We start from the raw sequence: 14,810 nt of genomic DNA on the forward strand, positions 1-14,810 counted from the left end.
GGACGCCCGTCCGGCGGGCTCCCGCACGCACGGGTCAGCCGAAGTACGGCCGGTTGAACACGGGCGGTCGGTAGTGCACGTAGCGGCCGGGCTCCTCCCCGGCCTCGCCCGCCCGCCGGTTCAGGCCGGCGGGGGTGGCCGCGTCGGACCAGCGTCCGGTCGTCAGCCGCTCCGTCATCGCCGTGATCGCCGCGACCTGTTCGCCGGGCGTGAAGGTGCAGTGCCCGACCGTCCGCACGTAACTCTGCCGCAGCAGCGCCGCGTTGCCGGCCGCGCGCACCGCCTCTCCGTACGCCTGCTGCTGGGCGACGGTGGAGATCTGGTCGCCGATCGGATTGACCGTGAGCACCGGGATCCTCAGGTCTCCGTCGAAGACGATGCCCTTCTCCAGGTACGCCACCGCGGCCGGGTCGGCCGCGATCCTCGGCGCACGGGACAGAGTCCCCAGGTCGGCCCGGACGTCGAGGCCCGCACGGGAGTACAGCTTCCGGACCGTCCGCCGCTGCTCCGGGCCCGCCGCCGCGAACTGCCGGGCGTAGTCGACACCCGTGTTCCACGAGGGGTTGCCGCCGGCCAGCGTCTCGATGGACCGCCGGCTGCTCATGGCCTGGCCGATGTACGGCTGCGAGCCGCCGGCGAGGGCGAGGTACATGCCCTCCTGCACGGCCTCCGCGTCGCCCGGGTCGGGCACGGGCGTCGCCGTGCCGTCCGCTTCCAGGCCCCAGCCCGGCAGCTGCCCGACCGCCGCGGCCAGCGCGATCCTGGCCCGGCCCGCGGGGGCCGCCTGCGCCGCGGCCAGCGCCGACCTCCAGTCCGCGGTGGCCCGTTCGGTGTCCGCGGGGATCTCCGTGACCGGCAGCGCGCTGTCGGGGAAGAGCAGGTGCTTGAGCGTGAAGACCGTGTCGAGTTTCTGGTTCCACTGCCCCACGGAGCCGCCCAGGCCGCCGCAGAAGGGCACGGCGGCGTCGAAGACGTCCGGGTGGACCTGCGCGGCACCCGCCGACACGAATCCGCCCATCGAGCGCCCCGAGGCGATGGCCCACCGGGGCGGGCCGACGGCCTCCTCGAACCGCCCGAGCGCCGACGCCTGGTTGTCGACGGCGTCGGCGATGCGCCAGCCCGTGACGTCGCGGCTGGTGCCGCCCACGGCGTAGCCGCGCCCGGTGAGCGCCGCGGTCAGCGGATCGTCGGCGGCCTCGCTCACGAAGTCGAGGCCGACGAGCACGACGCCGTTCCAGCGGTCGGGCACCACGAACCGGTACGGCGTGCCGTCGGCCAACTCGCCGCCGGTGCAGGTCACGTCGGCCGGACTTCCCTCGGGGCACGGTCCGCTGCCGCGCGGCGCCGCCCCCGCCGCCGGGGCGGCGAGCGCCGCCACCCCGACGACCGCGAGGCACACGGCGACGGCATGACGCAGCCCTCCCGTTGTTCCCATGCTCCTCGTCCTCCTCGTCCTGCCCGCTCTTCTCGTCCTTCGCGTGCTCCTGTCCGGCGCGGCGCTCACCGCGCGACCGGCAGGGTGATCGACGACGCGCGTGCCGGTTCGCGGTGCACGGTGTACACCGGGGCCGGGCCCACCTCGGCGCGGTCGCTCTCGCGTACGTCGGCCCCGGTGACGGTCACCCGCAGCCGGTGCCCGGCGGGCACGACCGAGGACAGGGGGAGCATGTCGAAGTCGACGCGTTCCGCACGGCCTTCGGGCATGGCCTCGGCGTCCCCGGCGTTGCCGCGGTGCCACGGCGTGCCGAGCACGTCGTAGGGCGCCCGCTGCGTGCCGCGCAGCGCCAGCCGGAGCCGTCCGTCGGTCAGGATGCGCACGGTGCCGTCCGGGGCGACGTCGGAGAGGTAGGCGAAGACGTTGCCGTCGGGCGCGGTGGAGGACAGGCGCAGCGAGACCACGGGATGGCCGGTGAGTTCGACGTCGTCCCGCAGCGGAGCCGACGTGTAGGTCAGCCCCTTCTCGTCCTGCGGGCAGGTCTGCCCCTGGCCGACCGGGTCGGGGCAGCTCACCGAGTAGTCGACGGGATAGACGTCCCCGCCGCCCCTCCCGTGCGGCCGGGAGCGGCCCAGAGTGCCGTCGTTGACCGAGTCGACGGTGCCGCTCGTGCCGCCGCCCAGGTAGTAACGCGTCTGACGGGCAAGGGACTTCGGCGGCCACTGCCGCGCGTCGCGCCACTGGCCCGTACCGTCCGAGGACCCGGTCCAGTAGTGCACCGGAGGCTCCTCCATGATCCCGTTGTCGACGCCCTTGAGCCAGTGGTCGAAGAACCGGTGCCGCTCGGCGACGATGTCGAAGCCCTCGTTCCCGCAGTGCCCCCACGGGCCGACGAGGACCTTGTGCGGGTTGGAGAGGGTCGCCGCGCCGACCAGGCTCTCCTTGCGGAAGTCGTCGTCCCAGCCGTCGTAGCCGTATATCGGCACGCCGGAGCGCTCGATCGCCTCCTTGTAGGTGGCGACGCTGTACTCCTGCCACGGCCGCGTACCGACCCAGGCGACGGCGCTGTCCCGGTACGGCGCCGCCCGCCACATGTCCTTCAGGGACGTGTTGGCCCGGTGCTGTTCCACCGCCTGCCGCAGCAGCGCGCCGTCGGTGTCCGCGTCGACCGGCAGGTTGCGCAGGTCCTCCTCGCGGGTGCGGTTGGGGCCGGCGCCCCAGTTGGCCCGGATCCCGCCGCGCTGGAAGGCGTCGTACTTGTGGAACGAGTAGTTGCCCGCGAAGACGGCCTTGAGGTGGGGTGCCCCCACGGTCGCCGCCTGCATCGCGGCGTCACCCGTGTTGGAGCAGCCGAACACGCCGACCTGCCCGTCGCTCCAGGACTGCGCGGCCAGCCACTCGGTGACGTCGTAGGCGTCGGAGGCCTCCGCACGGGAGTGATAACCCGTCATCGTGCCGAAGGAGGCGCCGTTGCCGCGCCGGTCGACGAACGCCACCGTGTAGCCGTACCTGGTGAGTTCGGCCATGCCGCTGGTGACACCGCGCAGGTCGACCGAGCCGTCCTCGGCCCGCGAGGCCCGGCTGAGCTGGTGCTCCCAGACGACGGGGAAGGGCCGCTCGACGGCCTTGCCGTCGACTGCCGGACGGTAGAGGTCGACGGCCAGGCGGGTGCCGTCACGGGTGGGCAGGTACTGCGAGGTGCGTACCCACTCGTCGTAGAGCACGGGCGAGTAGCCCGCGTACTCCCCGGGCCGCGACACCCGTTCGGGCCCGCCGCGTTCACCGGCCACGGCCGGTGCCCCGGCGGTGGCGGTGAGCAGGAGCGCCGCGAGCACGGTCGTCACACGTTTCAGTCTCACTGTCCGACCTCTCTGTCGGGGCTGCTGAGAACCGGTGCGGATCTCAGGCGTGGAACGCCCGCAACAGAATGGTCCTCATTAGAGTCGACCGTCAACGCTACTGTCGCCTGTTTGTGTAAGGGGGAGACGGACGCGCGATGCGTTGTGGTCGGATATCACCGCTGGTGCCCGCGTTTTCAGGTGGCGGACCCTTCGAGTCGGACACTTCACCGGCCTTCCGAGTTGGAAGGTGTTGCCCGTATCAGGTCAACGGTCTGTCACGCAGTAGTCTGCGGACGGCGCCGCGCAGCCAGTGGTGTGCGCCGTCCGCGGTGTGCCGGGGGTGCCAGGCCATGCCGATGTCCACCGGCGGCAACGGCAGCGGGATGTCGAGGAGGCGCAGGCCCAGGGCGGAGGCCTGCTCGGTGAGCGGGCTCGGCGAGGAGGCCGCCTCGTCGGGCACGGCCGGGACCAGGGCGACCACGTCGGTGCGGGCGGCGAGAGCCAGCGCCGCCAGGTGGCCCGGGAGGACGACGGCCACCCGGCGGCTCAGCCCGTGTTCGGCGAGGGCGGCGTCGACCGGACCGTCGAACCTGCCGCGACGACTGACCGCCACGTGCTCGGCGGCGGCGAACCGGGCCGGGGTCAGGGGCCCCTCGGTGAGCGGATGGCCGGGGCGGACGGCCGCCGTCATCCGCAGTGCGACCAGGTCCTCGACCCGGGTCTCGGGATCCACGTGGTCGATCGCGCCGACCTCCAGGTCGACCCGGCCGTCACGCAGGGCCGGCCCGGCCTCCAGCTCCTCGGCCCGGAACCGCAGCGAGATGCCGGGCGCCTCCCGCGCGGCCAGCGCCAGCAGGCCGGCGGCGAGGGCGGCACCGACCAGGTCGGCGGTCTGGAGGGTGAAGGTGCTCCGCAGCGTCGCGGGGTCCACACCGGTGTCCGGCGTGAGGAGGGCCCCGAGCCTCCGCACGACAGTGGCCGCCTCGTCCTGCAGGGCCAGGGCCCGCGGGGTCGGCACCATGGCCTGCCCGGCCCGGACCAGCAGGGGGTCCTGAAGGATGCGGCGAAGGCGGCCGAGGGTGCGGCTCATGGCGGCGGGGGAGGTGTGCATGCGGGCGGCGGCCCGGGTGACGCTCTGCTCGGTGAGCAGCACGTCGAGAGCTACGGCGAGGTTGGCGTCGACGACCGGTGCGGTCCAGTCCGTGCTGTTCACCAGTGTTGTTCCGTTCCAGGCAATGATTCCTTGCTGAAGTTCCCATTGTGGCAACTCCTCGCGGCTCCCCAGGATGAGGCGTATCGGAACGACACGACCCACGAGGTGTTCATGATCGTCATCACTGCTCCGACCGGGAACATCGGCCGACGGCTGCTGCCGCTGCTCCTGGACTCCGCTCCCGCCCGCGGCGAGGCCCTGCGGGTGATCGTGCGTGACCCCGCACGGCTCCCCGGCCCGGTGCGGGAACGCGTCGAGGTGGTCACCGGCTCGCACGGCGACGCCGCGGTGGTCGACCGGGCCTTCGACGGCGCCGACGCCGTCTTCTGGCTGGTCCCGCCGGACTCCTCCCGCACCCCGCACGAGGCGTACCTGGAGTTCACCCGCCCCGCGGCCGACGCCCTCGCCGCGCACGGCGTCGGCCACGTGGTCGGCGTCTCCGCCCTCGGCCGAGGCACCCCGGTCGCCGACCGCGCCGGGCTCGTCACCGCCTCCCTCGCCATGGACGACCTCCTCTCGCAGAGCGGCGCCGCCCACCGGGCGCTGGCCTGCCCGTCGTTCTTCGAGAACCTGCTGGAGGACGCCGGCTCCATCCGGGAGAGGGGCCGCTTCACCGACACCGTCGACGCCGGCCGCAAGGCGCCCCTCGTGGCCGTCGCGGACATCGCCGCCGTCGCCGCCGGACTGCTGCTCGACCGGTCCTGGACGGGCACCGGCAGCGTTCCGGTCCTCGGCCCCGAGGACCTGTCGCCCGACGACCTGGCCCGCATCATGACCGAGCGGCTCGGACGCCCCGTCCGCTACGAGCGCCAAGCGCTGGACGACCTGCGCGCCACTCTCCTCGGCCACGGACTCGACGCGACGTTCGTGGAGGGTGTCGTCGACATGAAGCGGGCCAAGGACGACGGCCTCGACGCCGGGGCCGCCCGGGTTCCGGAGACGGCCACCCCGACCACCTTCGCGCAGTGGGTCGCCCGGACCCTCGAACCCGCGGTCCTCTCCCACGGCCGCTGAACCCGCCGGCCCCGCACCGACCGCCCCCTACGGGAAAAGGAAGCAACCATGCCCGCACACGCCACCACGACCCCGGTCACCGCGTTTATGCTCGTCAAGACGACACCCGAATGGCTCGCCATGAGCGTCGAGGAGCGGGTGCACGCCTTCACCACCGAGGTCGTCCCCGTCGTCGAGGCCCGGACCAGCGGTGTCCGGTCACGCTTCTACGACACGGAGTTCTACTCCGCCCGCGTCACCGACGTATGGGTCTGGGAGGCGGACGACCACCACGCCTACCAGCTCCTCGTCGACGCCCTGCGTGAAACCCCGTTCTGGGACCGGTACTTCGAGGTCGTCGACCTCCTCGTCGGCACCGAGAACGGGTACGCGCGCACCTACGGGGTCGACGCCGTCACCAGCATCGCCACCTGACCGGCGGCTGCGCGCGGGCGCGGTTCAGTGCGACGGCTCCCAGTAGGTGCCGTACTTCCGCGCCAGCGCGGTCGCCTCTTCCGGTGCGAGATGGCGTACCGGCTGCTCGCCCAGGAGCAGGAGGAGCGCCGAGGCCTCCTCCACCTCGATCGCGGCCTCGGCCGCCGCGCGCAGCGAGGTGCCCGCGACGACCGGGCCGTGGTTCTGCAGGAGGGCGGCCCGGCAGGGGAAGGCGAGCAGTTCCAGGTCCGAGGCCTGGGCGGGATCGCCGGGCGGGGCGTAGGGGAGCATCGGTATCTGGCCCACCCGCATGACGAAGTACGGCGTGATCGGCGGCAGCGCGCTGCGCCCGGACCAGGGGGCGCGGCGGCAGGAGAGCGCGGCGGCATGCCGGGAGTGCAGGTGGACGACCGCGCGGGTGGCGTGCTCGCGCCGGTAGAAGGCCAGGTGGAGCGGGTACTCCTTGGACGGGGCCGGTCCGTCGAGGTGGTTGCCGTCGAGGTCGAGCACCGACAGGCTCCCGGGGTCCAGCGCCGCCAGGTCCGTGCCGGTCGGGGTGACCAGGACACGGTCGCCGTCGCGGGCGCTGACGTTGCCCGAGGAGCCGGGGCTCAGCCCGAGCCCGGCCAGATGGGCCGCCGTCGCGACGAGTTCGTGTGCGAGGGCGGTCATACGAGCTGCTCCCATGCCTGCGTGAAGATGTCGGTGCCGCCGAAGTTCCCCGACTTGAGGGCGAGGTCGACGGTGTGGGGGGTGCCGGCCGGGCACACCTCGGTACGGGCCCAGGCGACGCCCGGGGCGATGGGCGCCCCGATGGCGAGCGTGCGGGCGCGCAGCGCCGTGACCACGGCCCCGGACGTCTCGCCGCCCGCGACCAGCAGGCGGCGTGCCCCGGCGTCCACCAGGGCCGTCGCGCAGGCGGCGAGAGCCCGCTCCACCAGGGACGAGGGCGGCTCGGCGCCGGGCGGGGTGTCGGTCTCGACGTCCTCGGAAGTGGCGACGGCGTAGATCAGGGGCGGTGCGGTGGGGTCGGCCTCCCACCGCTCGCGCACGAAATCGGTCAGGCCGGTCACGGCGGCGTCGAAGTCGGCGCGGAGCCGGGCCAGGTCGAGCCGCCGGTGCGGCAGCCGGTCCAGGGCGTGGGCGACCTGCGCCCGCGTGGCGGCGGAGGCACTGCCGGCGAGGACCACCCCCGGGTCCCGCGGTTGCGACGCCGGACGCGCGCGGGCCTGGTCGGGGTGCGGGCCGGTCAGTCCCGCGGCGAGTCCGGCGGCGCCGGTCACCAGGCCGAAGTCCTCGGTGGCGGCCGAGACGGTGCGCAGGTCCTCGTCGTCGACCGCGTCCACGACGACGAGCGCGTCGGCGTGCACCCCGTCGTCCAGGGCCGCGCGGAGGGCGGCCGTGCCGGCCCGCACCGTGTCGAGACCGACGCGGGTGACCCGGTGGGCCGTCTGCGGACGCAGCAGCCGGTCGACGCGGGAGTCGAGCATCGGCGTGAGCGGGTGGTGGCGCATGGGGCTCTCGTCGAGCAGGTCGTCGTGGACGAAGAGCCGCCCCCGGTACACCGTCCGCCCGGTCGCCGGGAACGAGGGGACCACCACCGTGCGCCGCTCACCGGTCTCCGCCAGCAGGGCGTCGGTCACCGGGCCGATGTTGCCGCGGGGTGTGGAGTCGAAGGTCGAGCAGTACTTGAAGTAGAAGCGGCTGCAGCCGATCGCCCGCAGGGCGCGCAGAGCCCTGAGCGAGTCCTCCACCGCCTCGGCGGCGGGAGCCGTTCTGGACTTCAGGGCCACCACGACGGCGTCCGTGCCGGCCCACCGGTCCGCGCCGTCCGCCGCGCCCGTACCCTCCGCCGCGCCGTCGGGCCCGGCGGGGGAGGAGACCGTGTCGGCGCCGACCGCGACCACGGTCCGGAAACCGCGGGCGACCAGCATCGTCGCCAGGTCGGTCGCGCCGGTGAAATCGTCTGCGATGGCCCCGAGGGTCGGCATCAAGTGCTCCTGCGTTGCTGTCCGGGTTCGGTTCCTTGGTGCGGCCGACGGCCACCCGTGATGATCTGTGAAATTATGTTACCAGACTTTACGCAGATGGGATCTGGTGATACACGTTGTTCATTCGCTGCTTCTAGAACGCGCGTCCCACAGCACCCAGTCGCCCCGTCGACCGCGCGAGAAGCCACAGTCACAACCTTGCGCGCTCATCCAGGAGGGCCCCATGAACCTGCATCACTTGTTCGCCGACAGCGGCGGCCGGACGGTGCGGTACGCACTGACCGGGGCCGGCGGCGGATTCGCGCGCACCCTCCTGTCCCAGACCCGACGCCTGCCGGGCCTCGTCCCGGCCGTCCTGTGCGACCGCGACCTGCCCAGGCTGCGCGCGATGCTGGACGAACTGGGCTACGACGCCGCGCTGCCGGCCGAGTGCCACGACGCCACCGGCGTGGCCGGGACCGTCGCGCGCGGCGGCATCGCCCTCGTCGCCGACGCGGCCCTGCTGACCGCCGCCCCTTGGGACATCCTGGTGGAGGCGACCGGCAGCCCGGCGGACGGTCTCGCGATGGCCGAGGCCGCCCTCGCCGCCGACCGTCACGTCGCGATGGTCAGCAAGGAGGTCGACTCCGTCGCCGGGCTGCACCTCGCCGACCTCGCCGCCGCCCGCGGCCTCGTCTACACCACCGCCGACGGCGACCAGCCCGCCAACCTGATCGGCCTGGTCACCTGGGCCGAGCTGCTGGGCCTGGACATCGTGGCGATCGGCAAGTCCACCGAGTACGACCTCGTGTTCGACCCCGAGGCCGGTACCGTGACCCAGCTGAACACCACGGTGCCCGCACCGGAGCTCGCCGGGCTCCTCGGGCTCGGCGACGACGTGCGCGCCACCCTCGACGCCCGCGCCGCGGCCGTCGCCGAGCTGCCCACCGGTGCCACCGCCGACTACTGCGAGATGGCCGTCGTCGCCAACAACACGGGCTTCGGACCGGACACCGAACGCCTGCACTACCCCGTCGCCCGCATCGCCGAACTCGCCGACGTCTACCGCCCCCGCGAGGAGGGCGGCCTGCTCGCCCGCGACGGCGTCGTCGACGTCTTCAGCGCGCTGCGTCTGCCGGGCGAGGCCTCCTTCGCGGGCGGCGTCTTCGTCGTCGTCCGCACCGACGACCCGGTGACCTGGGAGACCCTGCGCGAGAAGGGGCACGTGCTCAGCAAGGACGGCGGGTACGCCGCGATCTACCTGCCGTACCACCTGATGGGCGTCGAGACCCCGGTCAGCCTGCTGTCGGCGGTGCTGCACCACCGCCCCTCCGGCGGCACCGACCCCCGCTCGTACGCCGTGCTCGCCGGCCGTGCCCGCACCGACCTGCCCGCCGGGACCGCCCTCGGCATGGGCGGCCACCACCACGACGTCACCGGCGTCCAGGCCGTCCTGCTGCGCGGCGAGGAGGCGCCCGACGACATCGCGCCCCTCTACCTCGCCGCCCACGCCACGCTCGCCCGGCCGGTCGCGGCCGGTGAGCCGGTCAGGGTGGCCGACCTGGCCGACCCGGACCCGGGCCTGCTCGGCGCCTGGCGGGCCGGACGCGCCTCGCGCGGCTGCCCGGACGGTACGGAAGGAACACCCGCCGCATGAGCACCGACCTCCAGCACCTCCTCCTCGGGGCCGCGTCCGTCGTCGTCCTGGTCCTGCTGATCACCAAGACCAAGCTGCACCCCTTCCTCGCGCTCGCCCTCTCCGCCCTCGGGCTCGGCATCGCGTCCGGCATCGCCCCGGTGCGTGCCGTCGAGGCCTTCCAGGACGGCTTCGGCGACACCCTCGGCGGCAGCGGACCGACCATCGGCCTCGGCACCCTGCTCGGCGGCATCCTGCTGGGCTCCGGCGGCGCCGACCGCATCGCCACCGTCTTCATCGGCTCGCGGCCCGTGAAGTGGATCCCGGCGGCCATCACCGCCGCCGCGCTGCTGATCGGCATGCCCCACCTGTTCGACGTCAGCTTCGTCATGCTGGTGCCGCTGGTGTACACCGTCGCCAAGCGCAGCAACACCCACCTGCTGTGGGTGGGCCTGCCGATGGCCGCCGGCCTGTACGTGTCGCACGGTCTGCTGCCGCCCCACCCCTCGCCGACCCTGGCCGTCTCCGCCTACGGTGCCAACACCGGCCTGACCATTCTGTGGGGCCTGGTCATCGGCATCCCGATGGCCGTGCTCACCGGACCGGTGCTGACCAAGGTCGTCAGCCGCTGGTTCGGCCCCGCGCCCGACCTCGACCGCGGCCCCGTCCAGTCGGTCAGCACCGAGCCCGACAACCGGCGCAAGCCGGCCTCCTTCACCCTCGCGCTCATCACCGTGCTGCTCCCGCCGGGCCTCATGCTCATCGGCACGCTGGGCACCGCCAACACGGCCGAGGGAACGCTGCCCTACCAGTTCTTCGACGCCTGCAACTCCTCCGTGCTGTCCCTGCTGGCGGCCGTGGTCTTCGCCTTCTTCGCCCTCGGCGTACGCTCCGGCTTCGGCCTCGGCCAGCTGCAGAAGATGGCGTCCAAGGGACTCGCCCCGGTCGGCGCGATCATCCTGATCCTCGGCGCCGGCGGCGGGTTCAAGGCGATGCTGACGGAGACCGGCATCGACCAGCTGATCTCCGACTACGCCGTGGACTGGGCGATACCCCCGCTGCTGCTGGGCTGGCTGGTCGCCGCGCTGCTGCGGATCTGCCTCGGCTCGGCGACCGTCGCCACCGCCGCGGCCACCGCCATCGTCGCGCCGCTGCTCAGCGCCTCGCCCGGCACCTCGCCCGAACTCATGGTGCTGGCCACCGCGTCGGGAGCGGTGATGCTCTCCCACGTCAACGACTCCGGGTTCTGGCTCTTCAAGGAGTACTTCCAGCTGTCGGTGGCGCAGACCTTCCGCACCTGGACGCTGATGCTCTCCATCCAGTCGCTGATCAGCCTCGCCGGCGTGCTGCTGCTCAGCACCGTCGTGCACGGCTGACCCCGCGGGCCGGTGGTGGTCCCGGACGGACCACCACCGGCATGATCATCGGCTAACGTCGACACGGTCGAAGGGAGACCGGACCATGACCTCGGACGGCGAGCACCCCCCGCTGATCCCCGATCAGCGCCGCGAACAGCTGCTCAAGCACCTCAGGCGCGACGGCGTGCTCAGCGTGCAGCAGATCACCCGGCTGCTCGGCGTCTCCCACATGACCGTGCGCCGGGACATCGCCGAACTCGAACGCGGCGGCCTGGTGTTCTCCGTCCCCGGCGGAGTCCGCATCGCCAGCACCATCAACAGCGAGCCGGGCTTCCTCGACAAGTCGGAGGTCGAACAGCCCCAGAAGCAGGCGATGGCCGCCGAGGCCGCGCGCCTGGTCCAGGACGGGATGACCGTCTACCTCGACGCCGGCACCACCCTGCTGGCCATGGCGCCCGCACTCGCCCGGCTGCCCCACCTGACCGTGGTCACCAACGACTTCACCACCATCGGCCGGCTGATGGACGCCGAGAACCTGGAACTGGTGCACGTCGGCGGCCGCGTCGACGTCTCCAACCGCTCCAGTGTCGGCCGCCTCGCCGCCGACACCTTGCGCCGGCTCGCCCTGGACATCGCCTTCATCAGCACCAGCTCCTGGGACCTGCTGCGGGGCACGACCACGCCCTCGGAGTCCAAGGTGGACGTGAAGCAGGCGGCCATGGCCTCCGCCGCACACTCCGTCCTGGTCGCAGGATCGTCCAAGTACGGCACCTTCGGCCGCTACCGGGTGGCGCCGCTGACGGCCTTCGACACCATCGTCACCGACACCGACCTCACGAACGCCGCGGCCGACGGCATCCGGGCCGGCGGCTCCTCCCTCGTCCTGGCGCGGCCCTGAGCCGCGGATTCCGTCGTGGTACGACCACGACAGGACGCGTCGTGGGGGGGGCGGGCGGGCGGGGCGCGGCGGCCCCCCCCGCGCGGGGGCGGGGCGCGCCGGGGGGGGGGCGTGGGGGCCCCCCCCCCCCCGGCCGGGGCCGCCCCCCCCGGGGGGCCCCCGGGGGGCGTCGACGTGATCAGAGCAGGGGCTCCCCGGTGACACGGAGCAGTCGCGGTGGCGCCGCCGCGGGCTCGGGCAGCCGCAGGGGCGCGTGGCCCGGGGTGAGGGAGCCGAGCAGCGCCGCCCGGCGCGCCCCCGTCCCCGAAGGGACCGCGCCCGGCAGGCCGTTGACGGTCAGGAACCCCAGCAGGGCGAAGGCCAGCGCCTCCTTCGCGTCCGGAGGCAGCCCGAGCACGTCACTGGAGTCGAGGGGCACCCCGGGCAGCTCCTCGGCGAGCATGCCCATCAGTACGGGATTGTGCGCGCCGCCGCCGGAGACGACGAGCCGCGTGACTCCGTGCGCCCGGCAGGCGTCGGCGACCGTGACCGCCGTGAGCCGGGCCAGGGTCGCCAGGACGTCGTCGGGCTCCCGGACGGGCGCCGCGGCGAGCGCCTCCAGGAGATGGGGCAGGTGGAAGAGCTCCTTGCCGGTGCTCTTCGGCGCCGGCCTGCGGTAGTACTCCTCGTCGAGCAGCACCCGCAGCAGAGCCGGATCCACCCGGCCCGCCGCGGCCCGGCGTCCGTCCTCGTCGTACTCGGCGGCGCCCGCGGTGAAGTGCCGTACGGCGGCGTCCATCAGGGCGTTGGCGGGCCCGGTGTCGAAGGCCAGCGGCTCCGTACCGGGGGCGACGACCGTGACGTTGGCGATGCCGCCCAGGTTGAGGGCCGCGGGGACGCCGGGCAGCGCGGACAGGGCAAGCACGTCGGTCATCGCCACCAGCGGTGCGCCCTGGCCCCCGGCCGCGACGTCGGCGCTGCGCAGATCGGAGACGACGGGCAGACCGGTGGCCTCGGCGATCCACGCGGGCCGGCCGAGCTGCAGGGTGCCGCGGACGGTACCGTCCTCGACCCAGTGGCAGACCGTCTGCCCGTGGGAGACCACCAGGTCGGCGGCGCCGTCGCAGAGTTCGCGCACCGCGCGCACGGCCACGTCGGCGAAGGCCTGCCCCACGCCGGTGTCCAGCTCGGTGACGGCCCGGACCGTCGTGGCCGACGGCGGCAGGGCGTCCGCGATCAGGCCGCGCAGGTGGCCGGGACAGGGCACGGAGAGGTGGCCGAGCGGGCGCATCCACAGGACGTCGTCCGCGAGCACGAGGTCCGCGGCGGCCGCCTCGACGGCGTCGTAGGAGGTGCCCGACATCAGGCCGATCACACGCACGGGCTGCTCCTGCTCGGTCGGTCGGCCGGGCCGGCGGTCACTTCCGGTCGGCCGAGGAGGCGGACAGCCGGTCCGGCCCCGCCGCCGGCTCCTCGTCGCGCGGGACGGCCCCTCCCGGCTCGGGCGCCCGGTGGAACAGGCTCAGCACCCCGCCGACGAGCAGAGTGACCAGCACACCGAAGGGTACGAGCCACTGGGCCGCGACGGCCTGCGACACCGTGGTCCCGCCGCTGGTGACGTCGATCTTCACGCCGCGCACGACGTAGGTCATCACCCCGACGGTGACCAGGAAGGCCACGACCGAGTCCGCCTCGTTCGCCCGGCGCACCAGCCGCCCGAGGAGGAAGGCGCCGAGCAGGGCGCCGTAGGTGTAGCCCGCGATGGTCAGCCCGGTCAGGTACACGTTGCCCGTGCTCTCGCTGAACGCGCAGGCGAAGACGGCCATGAGCGTCGCCCACACCAGCGTGGTCCAGCGGGCCAGCCTGAGCAGGAACTCCTCGGACGGCGTGGTGCGGAAGAAGCTGTGGATGATGTCGGCGACCGTCGAGTTCGACATGGAGTTCAGCGCCGACGACAGCGACCCCATCGCCGCGCCCAGGATGCCGGCCACCAGCAGGCCCGACACCACGACCGGCAGCCCGTGCAGGATGAAGTCCGGGTAGAGGTTGTCGGAGCTGGACAGCCCCAGCTCCGAGAACGGCTTCCCCTGGTTGTACGACCACAGCAGCGCACCCACCAGGGAGAAGGCGGCGAACTGGAGGGTCACGAAGACCCCCGAGGCGATCATGGCCTGCTGGCCCTCGCGCAGGGTCCGGGTCGCCAGCACGCGCTGGACGATCAGCTGGTCGGAGCCGTGCGAGGCCATGGCGAAGATGGCGCCGCCGACGATGGCGGTGGGCAGGGCGAACGGGCTGGTGAGGACGTGGGCGAGGGCGAAGTCGGTGTCGAAGAGCGTGAACCGGCCGGCGTCCAGGGCGCGCGCGTAGCCGTCCCCGCCGACGTGCGCGGACAGCACCGCGACGGCCAGGAGCGCACCGCCCAGGTAGAGGACCATCTGGACGGCGTCGGTCCAGATGACCGCCTTGATGCCGCCCAGGTAGGTGTACACCACGGTGATCAGCGTGAGCACGATGATGATCACGCGGTAGCTCGCGTGCACGCCGAACTCGTCCAGCAGCAGCTTGATGGGGATGGCCGACGCGAAGAGCCGGACGCCCTCGGCGAGGAGCCGGGTGAAGACGAAGGTCACCGAGGCGAGGCCCTGCAGCTTCGGGCCGAACCGGTCGCCCAGGTACTGGTAGGCGCTGACGAACCCGCCGCGCTTGTACAGGGGGATCAGGACCGTGGCGACGACGACGCGTCCGAGGACGTAGCCCAGGGCCAGCTCGACGTTGCCGAAGGCCTGGCCGCTGTAGGCGCCGCCGGGCACGCTGATCACCGTCAGCACACTGGTCTCCGTGGCGACGACGGAGAAGGAGACGGTCCACCACGGCATGTGGCCCTCGCCGACGAAGTAGTCCTTCGACGACTTCTGCCGGCCCGCCTTGCGGAGGCCGATCCAGGCGATCCCGATCAGATAGACCACGATCACCACGAGGTCGAGCTGGCGCACACTTGCTCCTGGACGCGGGCCGGTGGGGTCGCCGGCGTGGTGGGGGGGGGGCGGGGGGG

Annotated in this window: 12 protein-coding genes; 5 read left to right on the forward strand and 7 right to left on the reverse strand. The window is 73.3% G+C overall.

Translation table 11 applies throughout. The features are described from left to right. Window positions 1-34 precede the first annotated feature (34 nt). The 3 genes from HZS56_RS28535 to HZS56_RS28545 all read right to left on the reverse strand — a co-directional run bounded on the left by HZS56_RS28535 (window position 35) and on the right by HZS56_RS28545 (window position 4,489). A complete protein-coding gene (locus tag HZS56_RS28535) occupies window positions 35-1,435 on the reverse strand; it encodes an alpha/beta hydrolase family protein (RefSeq protein ID WP_216723676.1) in 1,401 nt (466 codons plus the stop codon). Window positions 1,436-1,500: 65 nt separating this feature from the next. Further along, a complete protein-coding gene (locus tag HZS56_RS28540; protein ID WP_216723677.1) occupies window positions 1,501-3,279 on the reverse strand; it encodes a CocE/NonD family hydrolase in 1,779 nt (592 codons plus the stop codon). A gap of 256 nt (window positions 3,280-3,535) precedes the next feature. Beyond that, window positions 3,536-4,489 carry a LysR substrate-binding domain-containing protein gene (locus HZS56_RS28545; RefSeq protein WP_216723678.1) on the reverse strand — a complete coding sequence of 318 codons (954 nt, stop codon included), beginning with the start codon at window positions 4,487-4,489 and terminating at the stop codon, window positions 3,536-3,538. Window positions 4,490-4,600: 111 nt separating this feature from the next. On the opposite strand from HZS56_RS28545, the gene HZS56_RS28550 reads away from it, so the two are divergent. Then, window positions 4,601-5,503, forward strand: coding sequence for an NAD(P)H-binding protein (locus HZS56_RS28550; RefSeq protein WP_216723679.1), 903 nt, complete (start codon window positions 4,601-4,603; stop codon window positions 5,501-5,503). 48 nt (window positions 5,504-5,551) lie between these two features. Next, a complete protein-coding gene (locus tag HZS56_RS28555) occupies window positions 5,552-5,917 on the forward strand; it encodes a darcynin family protein (RefSeq protein WP_216723680.1) in 366 nt (121 codons plus the stop codon). A gap of 24 nt (window positions 5,918-5,941) precedes the next feature. Here HZS56_RS28555 and HZS56_RS28560 read toward each other — a convergent pair whose 3' ends face one another. Continuing rightward, window positions 5,942-6,589 carry a class II aldolase/adducin family protein gene (locus HZS56_RS28560; RefSeq protein WP_216723681.1) on the reverse strand — a complete coding sequence of 216 codons (648 nt, stop codon included), beginning with the start codon at window positions 6,587-6,589 and terminating at the stop codon, window positions 5,942-5,944. Next, window positions 6,586-7,908: a 3-oxo-tetronate kinase gene (otnK, locus tag HZS56_RS28565; RefSeq protein ID WP_216723682.1), complete on the reverse strand. Its 1,323-nt coding sequence runs from the start codon at window positions 7,906-7,908 to the stop codon at window positions 6,586-6,588. Before otnK ends, HZS56_RS28560 begins: the two co-directional genes overlap by 4 nt. Window positions 7,909-8,131: 223 nt before the next feature. Between otnK and HZS56_RS28570 the strand changes: the two genes are divergently transcribed. From HZS56_RS28570 to HZS56_RS28580, 3 genes are all read left to right on the forward strand, one after another. Next, a complete protein-coding gene (locus tag HZS56_RS28570) occupies window positions 8,132-9,544 on the forward strand; it encodes a homoserine dehydrogenase (RefSeq protein WP_216723683.1) in 1,413 nt (470 codons plus the stop codon). Further along, the gene (locus HZS56_RS28575; protein ID WP_216723684.1) at window positions 9,541-10,899 is read left to right on the forward strand and encodes a GntT/GntP/DsdX family permease; all 1,359 of its coding nucleotides are present in this window, start codon (window positions 9,541-9,543) and stop codon (window positions 10,897-10,899) included. Before HZS56_RS28570 ends, HZS56_RS28575 begins: the two co-directional genes overlap by 4 nt. 85 nt (window positions 10,900-10,984) lie before the next feature. Then, complete coding sequence (locus HZS56_RS28580; RefSeq protein ID WP_216723685.1) at window positions 10,985-11,779, forward strand: DeoR/GlpR family DNA-binding transcription regulator; 795 nt, start codon at window positions 10,985-10,987, stop codon at window positions 11,777-11,779. Window positions 11,780-11,957: 178 nt separating this feature from the next. Here the strand turns inward: HZS56_RS28580 and HZS56_RS28585 are convergent, their stop codons facing one another. Then, window positions 11,958-13,139, reverse strand: coding sequence for an anhydro-N-acetylmuramic acid kinase (locus HZS56_RS28585; RefSeq protein ID WP_216723686.1), 1,182 nt, complete (start codon window positions 13,137-13,139; stop codon window positions 11,958-11,960). Between the two features lie 37 nt (window positions 13,140-13,176). After that, window positions 13,177-14,751, reverse strand: a complete 1,575-nt coding sequence (locus HZS56_RS28590; protein ID WP_216723688.1) for a sodium:solute symporter — start codon at window positions 14,749-14,751, stop codon at window positions 13,177-13,179. Between the last annotated feature and the right edge of the window lie 59 nt (window positions 14,752-14,810).

This window comes from Streptomyces mayonensis (genome assembly GCF_018982965.1).
GTDB classification, from domain to species: Bacteria; Actinomycetota; Actinomycetes; order Streptomycetales; family Streptomycetaceae; genus Streptomyces; species Streptomyces mayonensis.

Excerpts from the sequence above, each read along its gene's own strand:
- HZS56_RS28560 (WP_216723681.1), bottom strand. The coding sequence starts at position 6,589 with ATGACCGCCCTCGCACACGAACTCGTCGCGACGGCGGCCCATCTGGCC.
- otnK (WP_216723682.1), bottom strand. The coding sequence starts at position 7,908 with ATGCCGACCCTCGGGGCCATCGCAGACGATTTCACCGGCGCGACCGAC.
- HZS56_RS28535 (WP_216723676.1), bottom strand. The coding sequence starts at position 1,435 with ATGGGAACAACGGGAGGGCTGCGTCATGCCGTCGCCGTGTGCCTCGCG.
- HZS56_RS28580 (WP_216723685.1), top strand. The coding sequence starts at position 10,985 with ATGACCTCGGACGGCGAGCACCCCCCGCTGATCCCCGATCAGCGCCGC.
- HZS56_RS28575 (WP_216723684.1), top strand. The coding sequence starts at position 9,541 with ATGAGCACCGACCTCCAGCACCTCCTCCTCGGGGCCGCGTCCGTCGTC.
- HZS56_RS28570 (WP_216723683.1), top strand. The coding sequence starts at position 8,132 with ATGAACCTGCATCACTTGTTCGCCGACAGCGGCGGCCGGACGGTGCGG.
- HZS56_RS28550 (WP_216723679.1), top strand. The coding sequence starts at position 4,601 with ATGATCGTCATCACTGCTCCGACCGGGAACATCGGCCGACGGCTGCTG.
- HZS56_RS28555 (WP_216723680.1), top strand. The coding sequence starts at position 5,552 with ATGCCCGCACACGCCACCACGACCCCGGTCACCGCGTTTATGCTCGTC.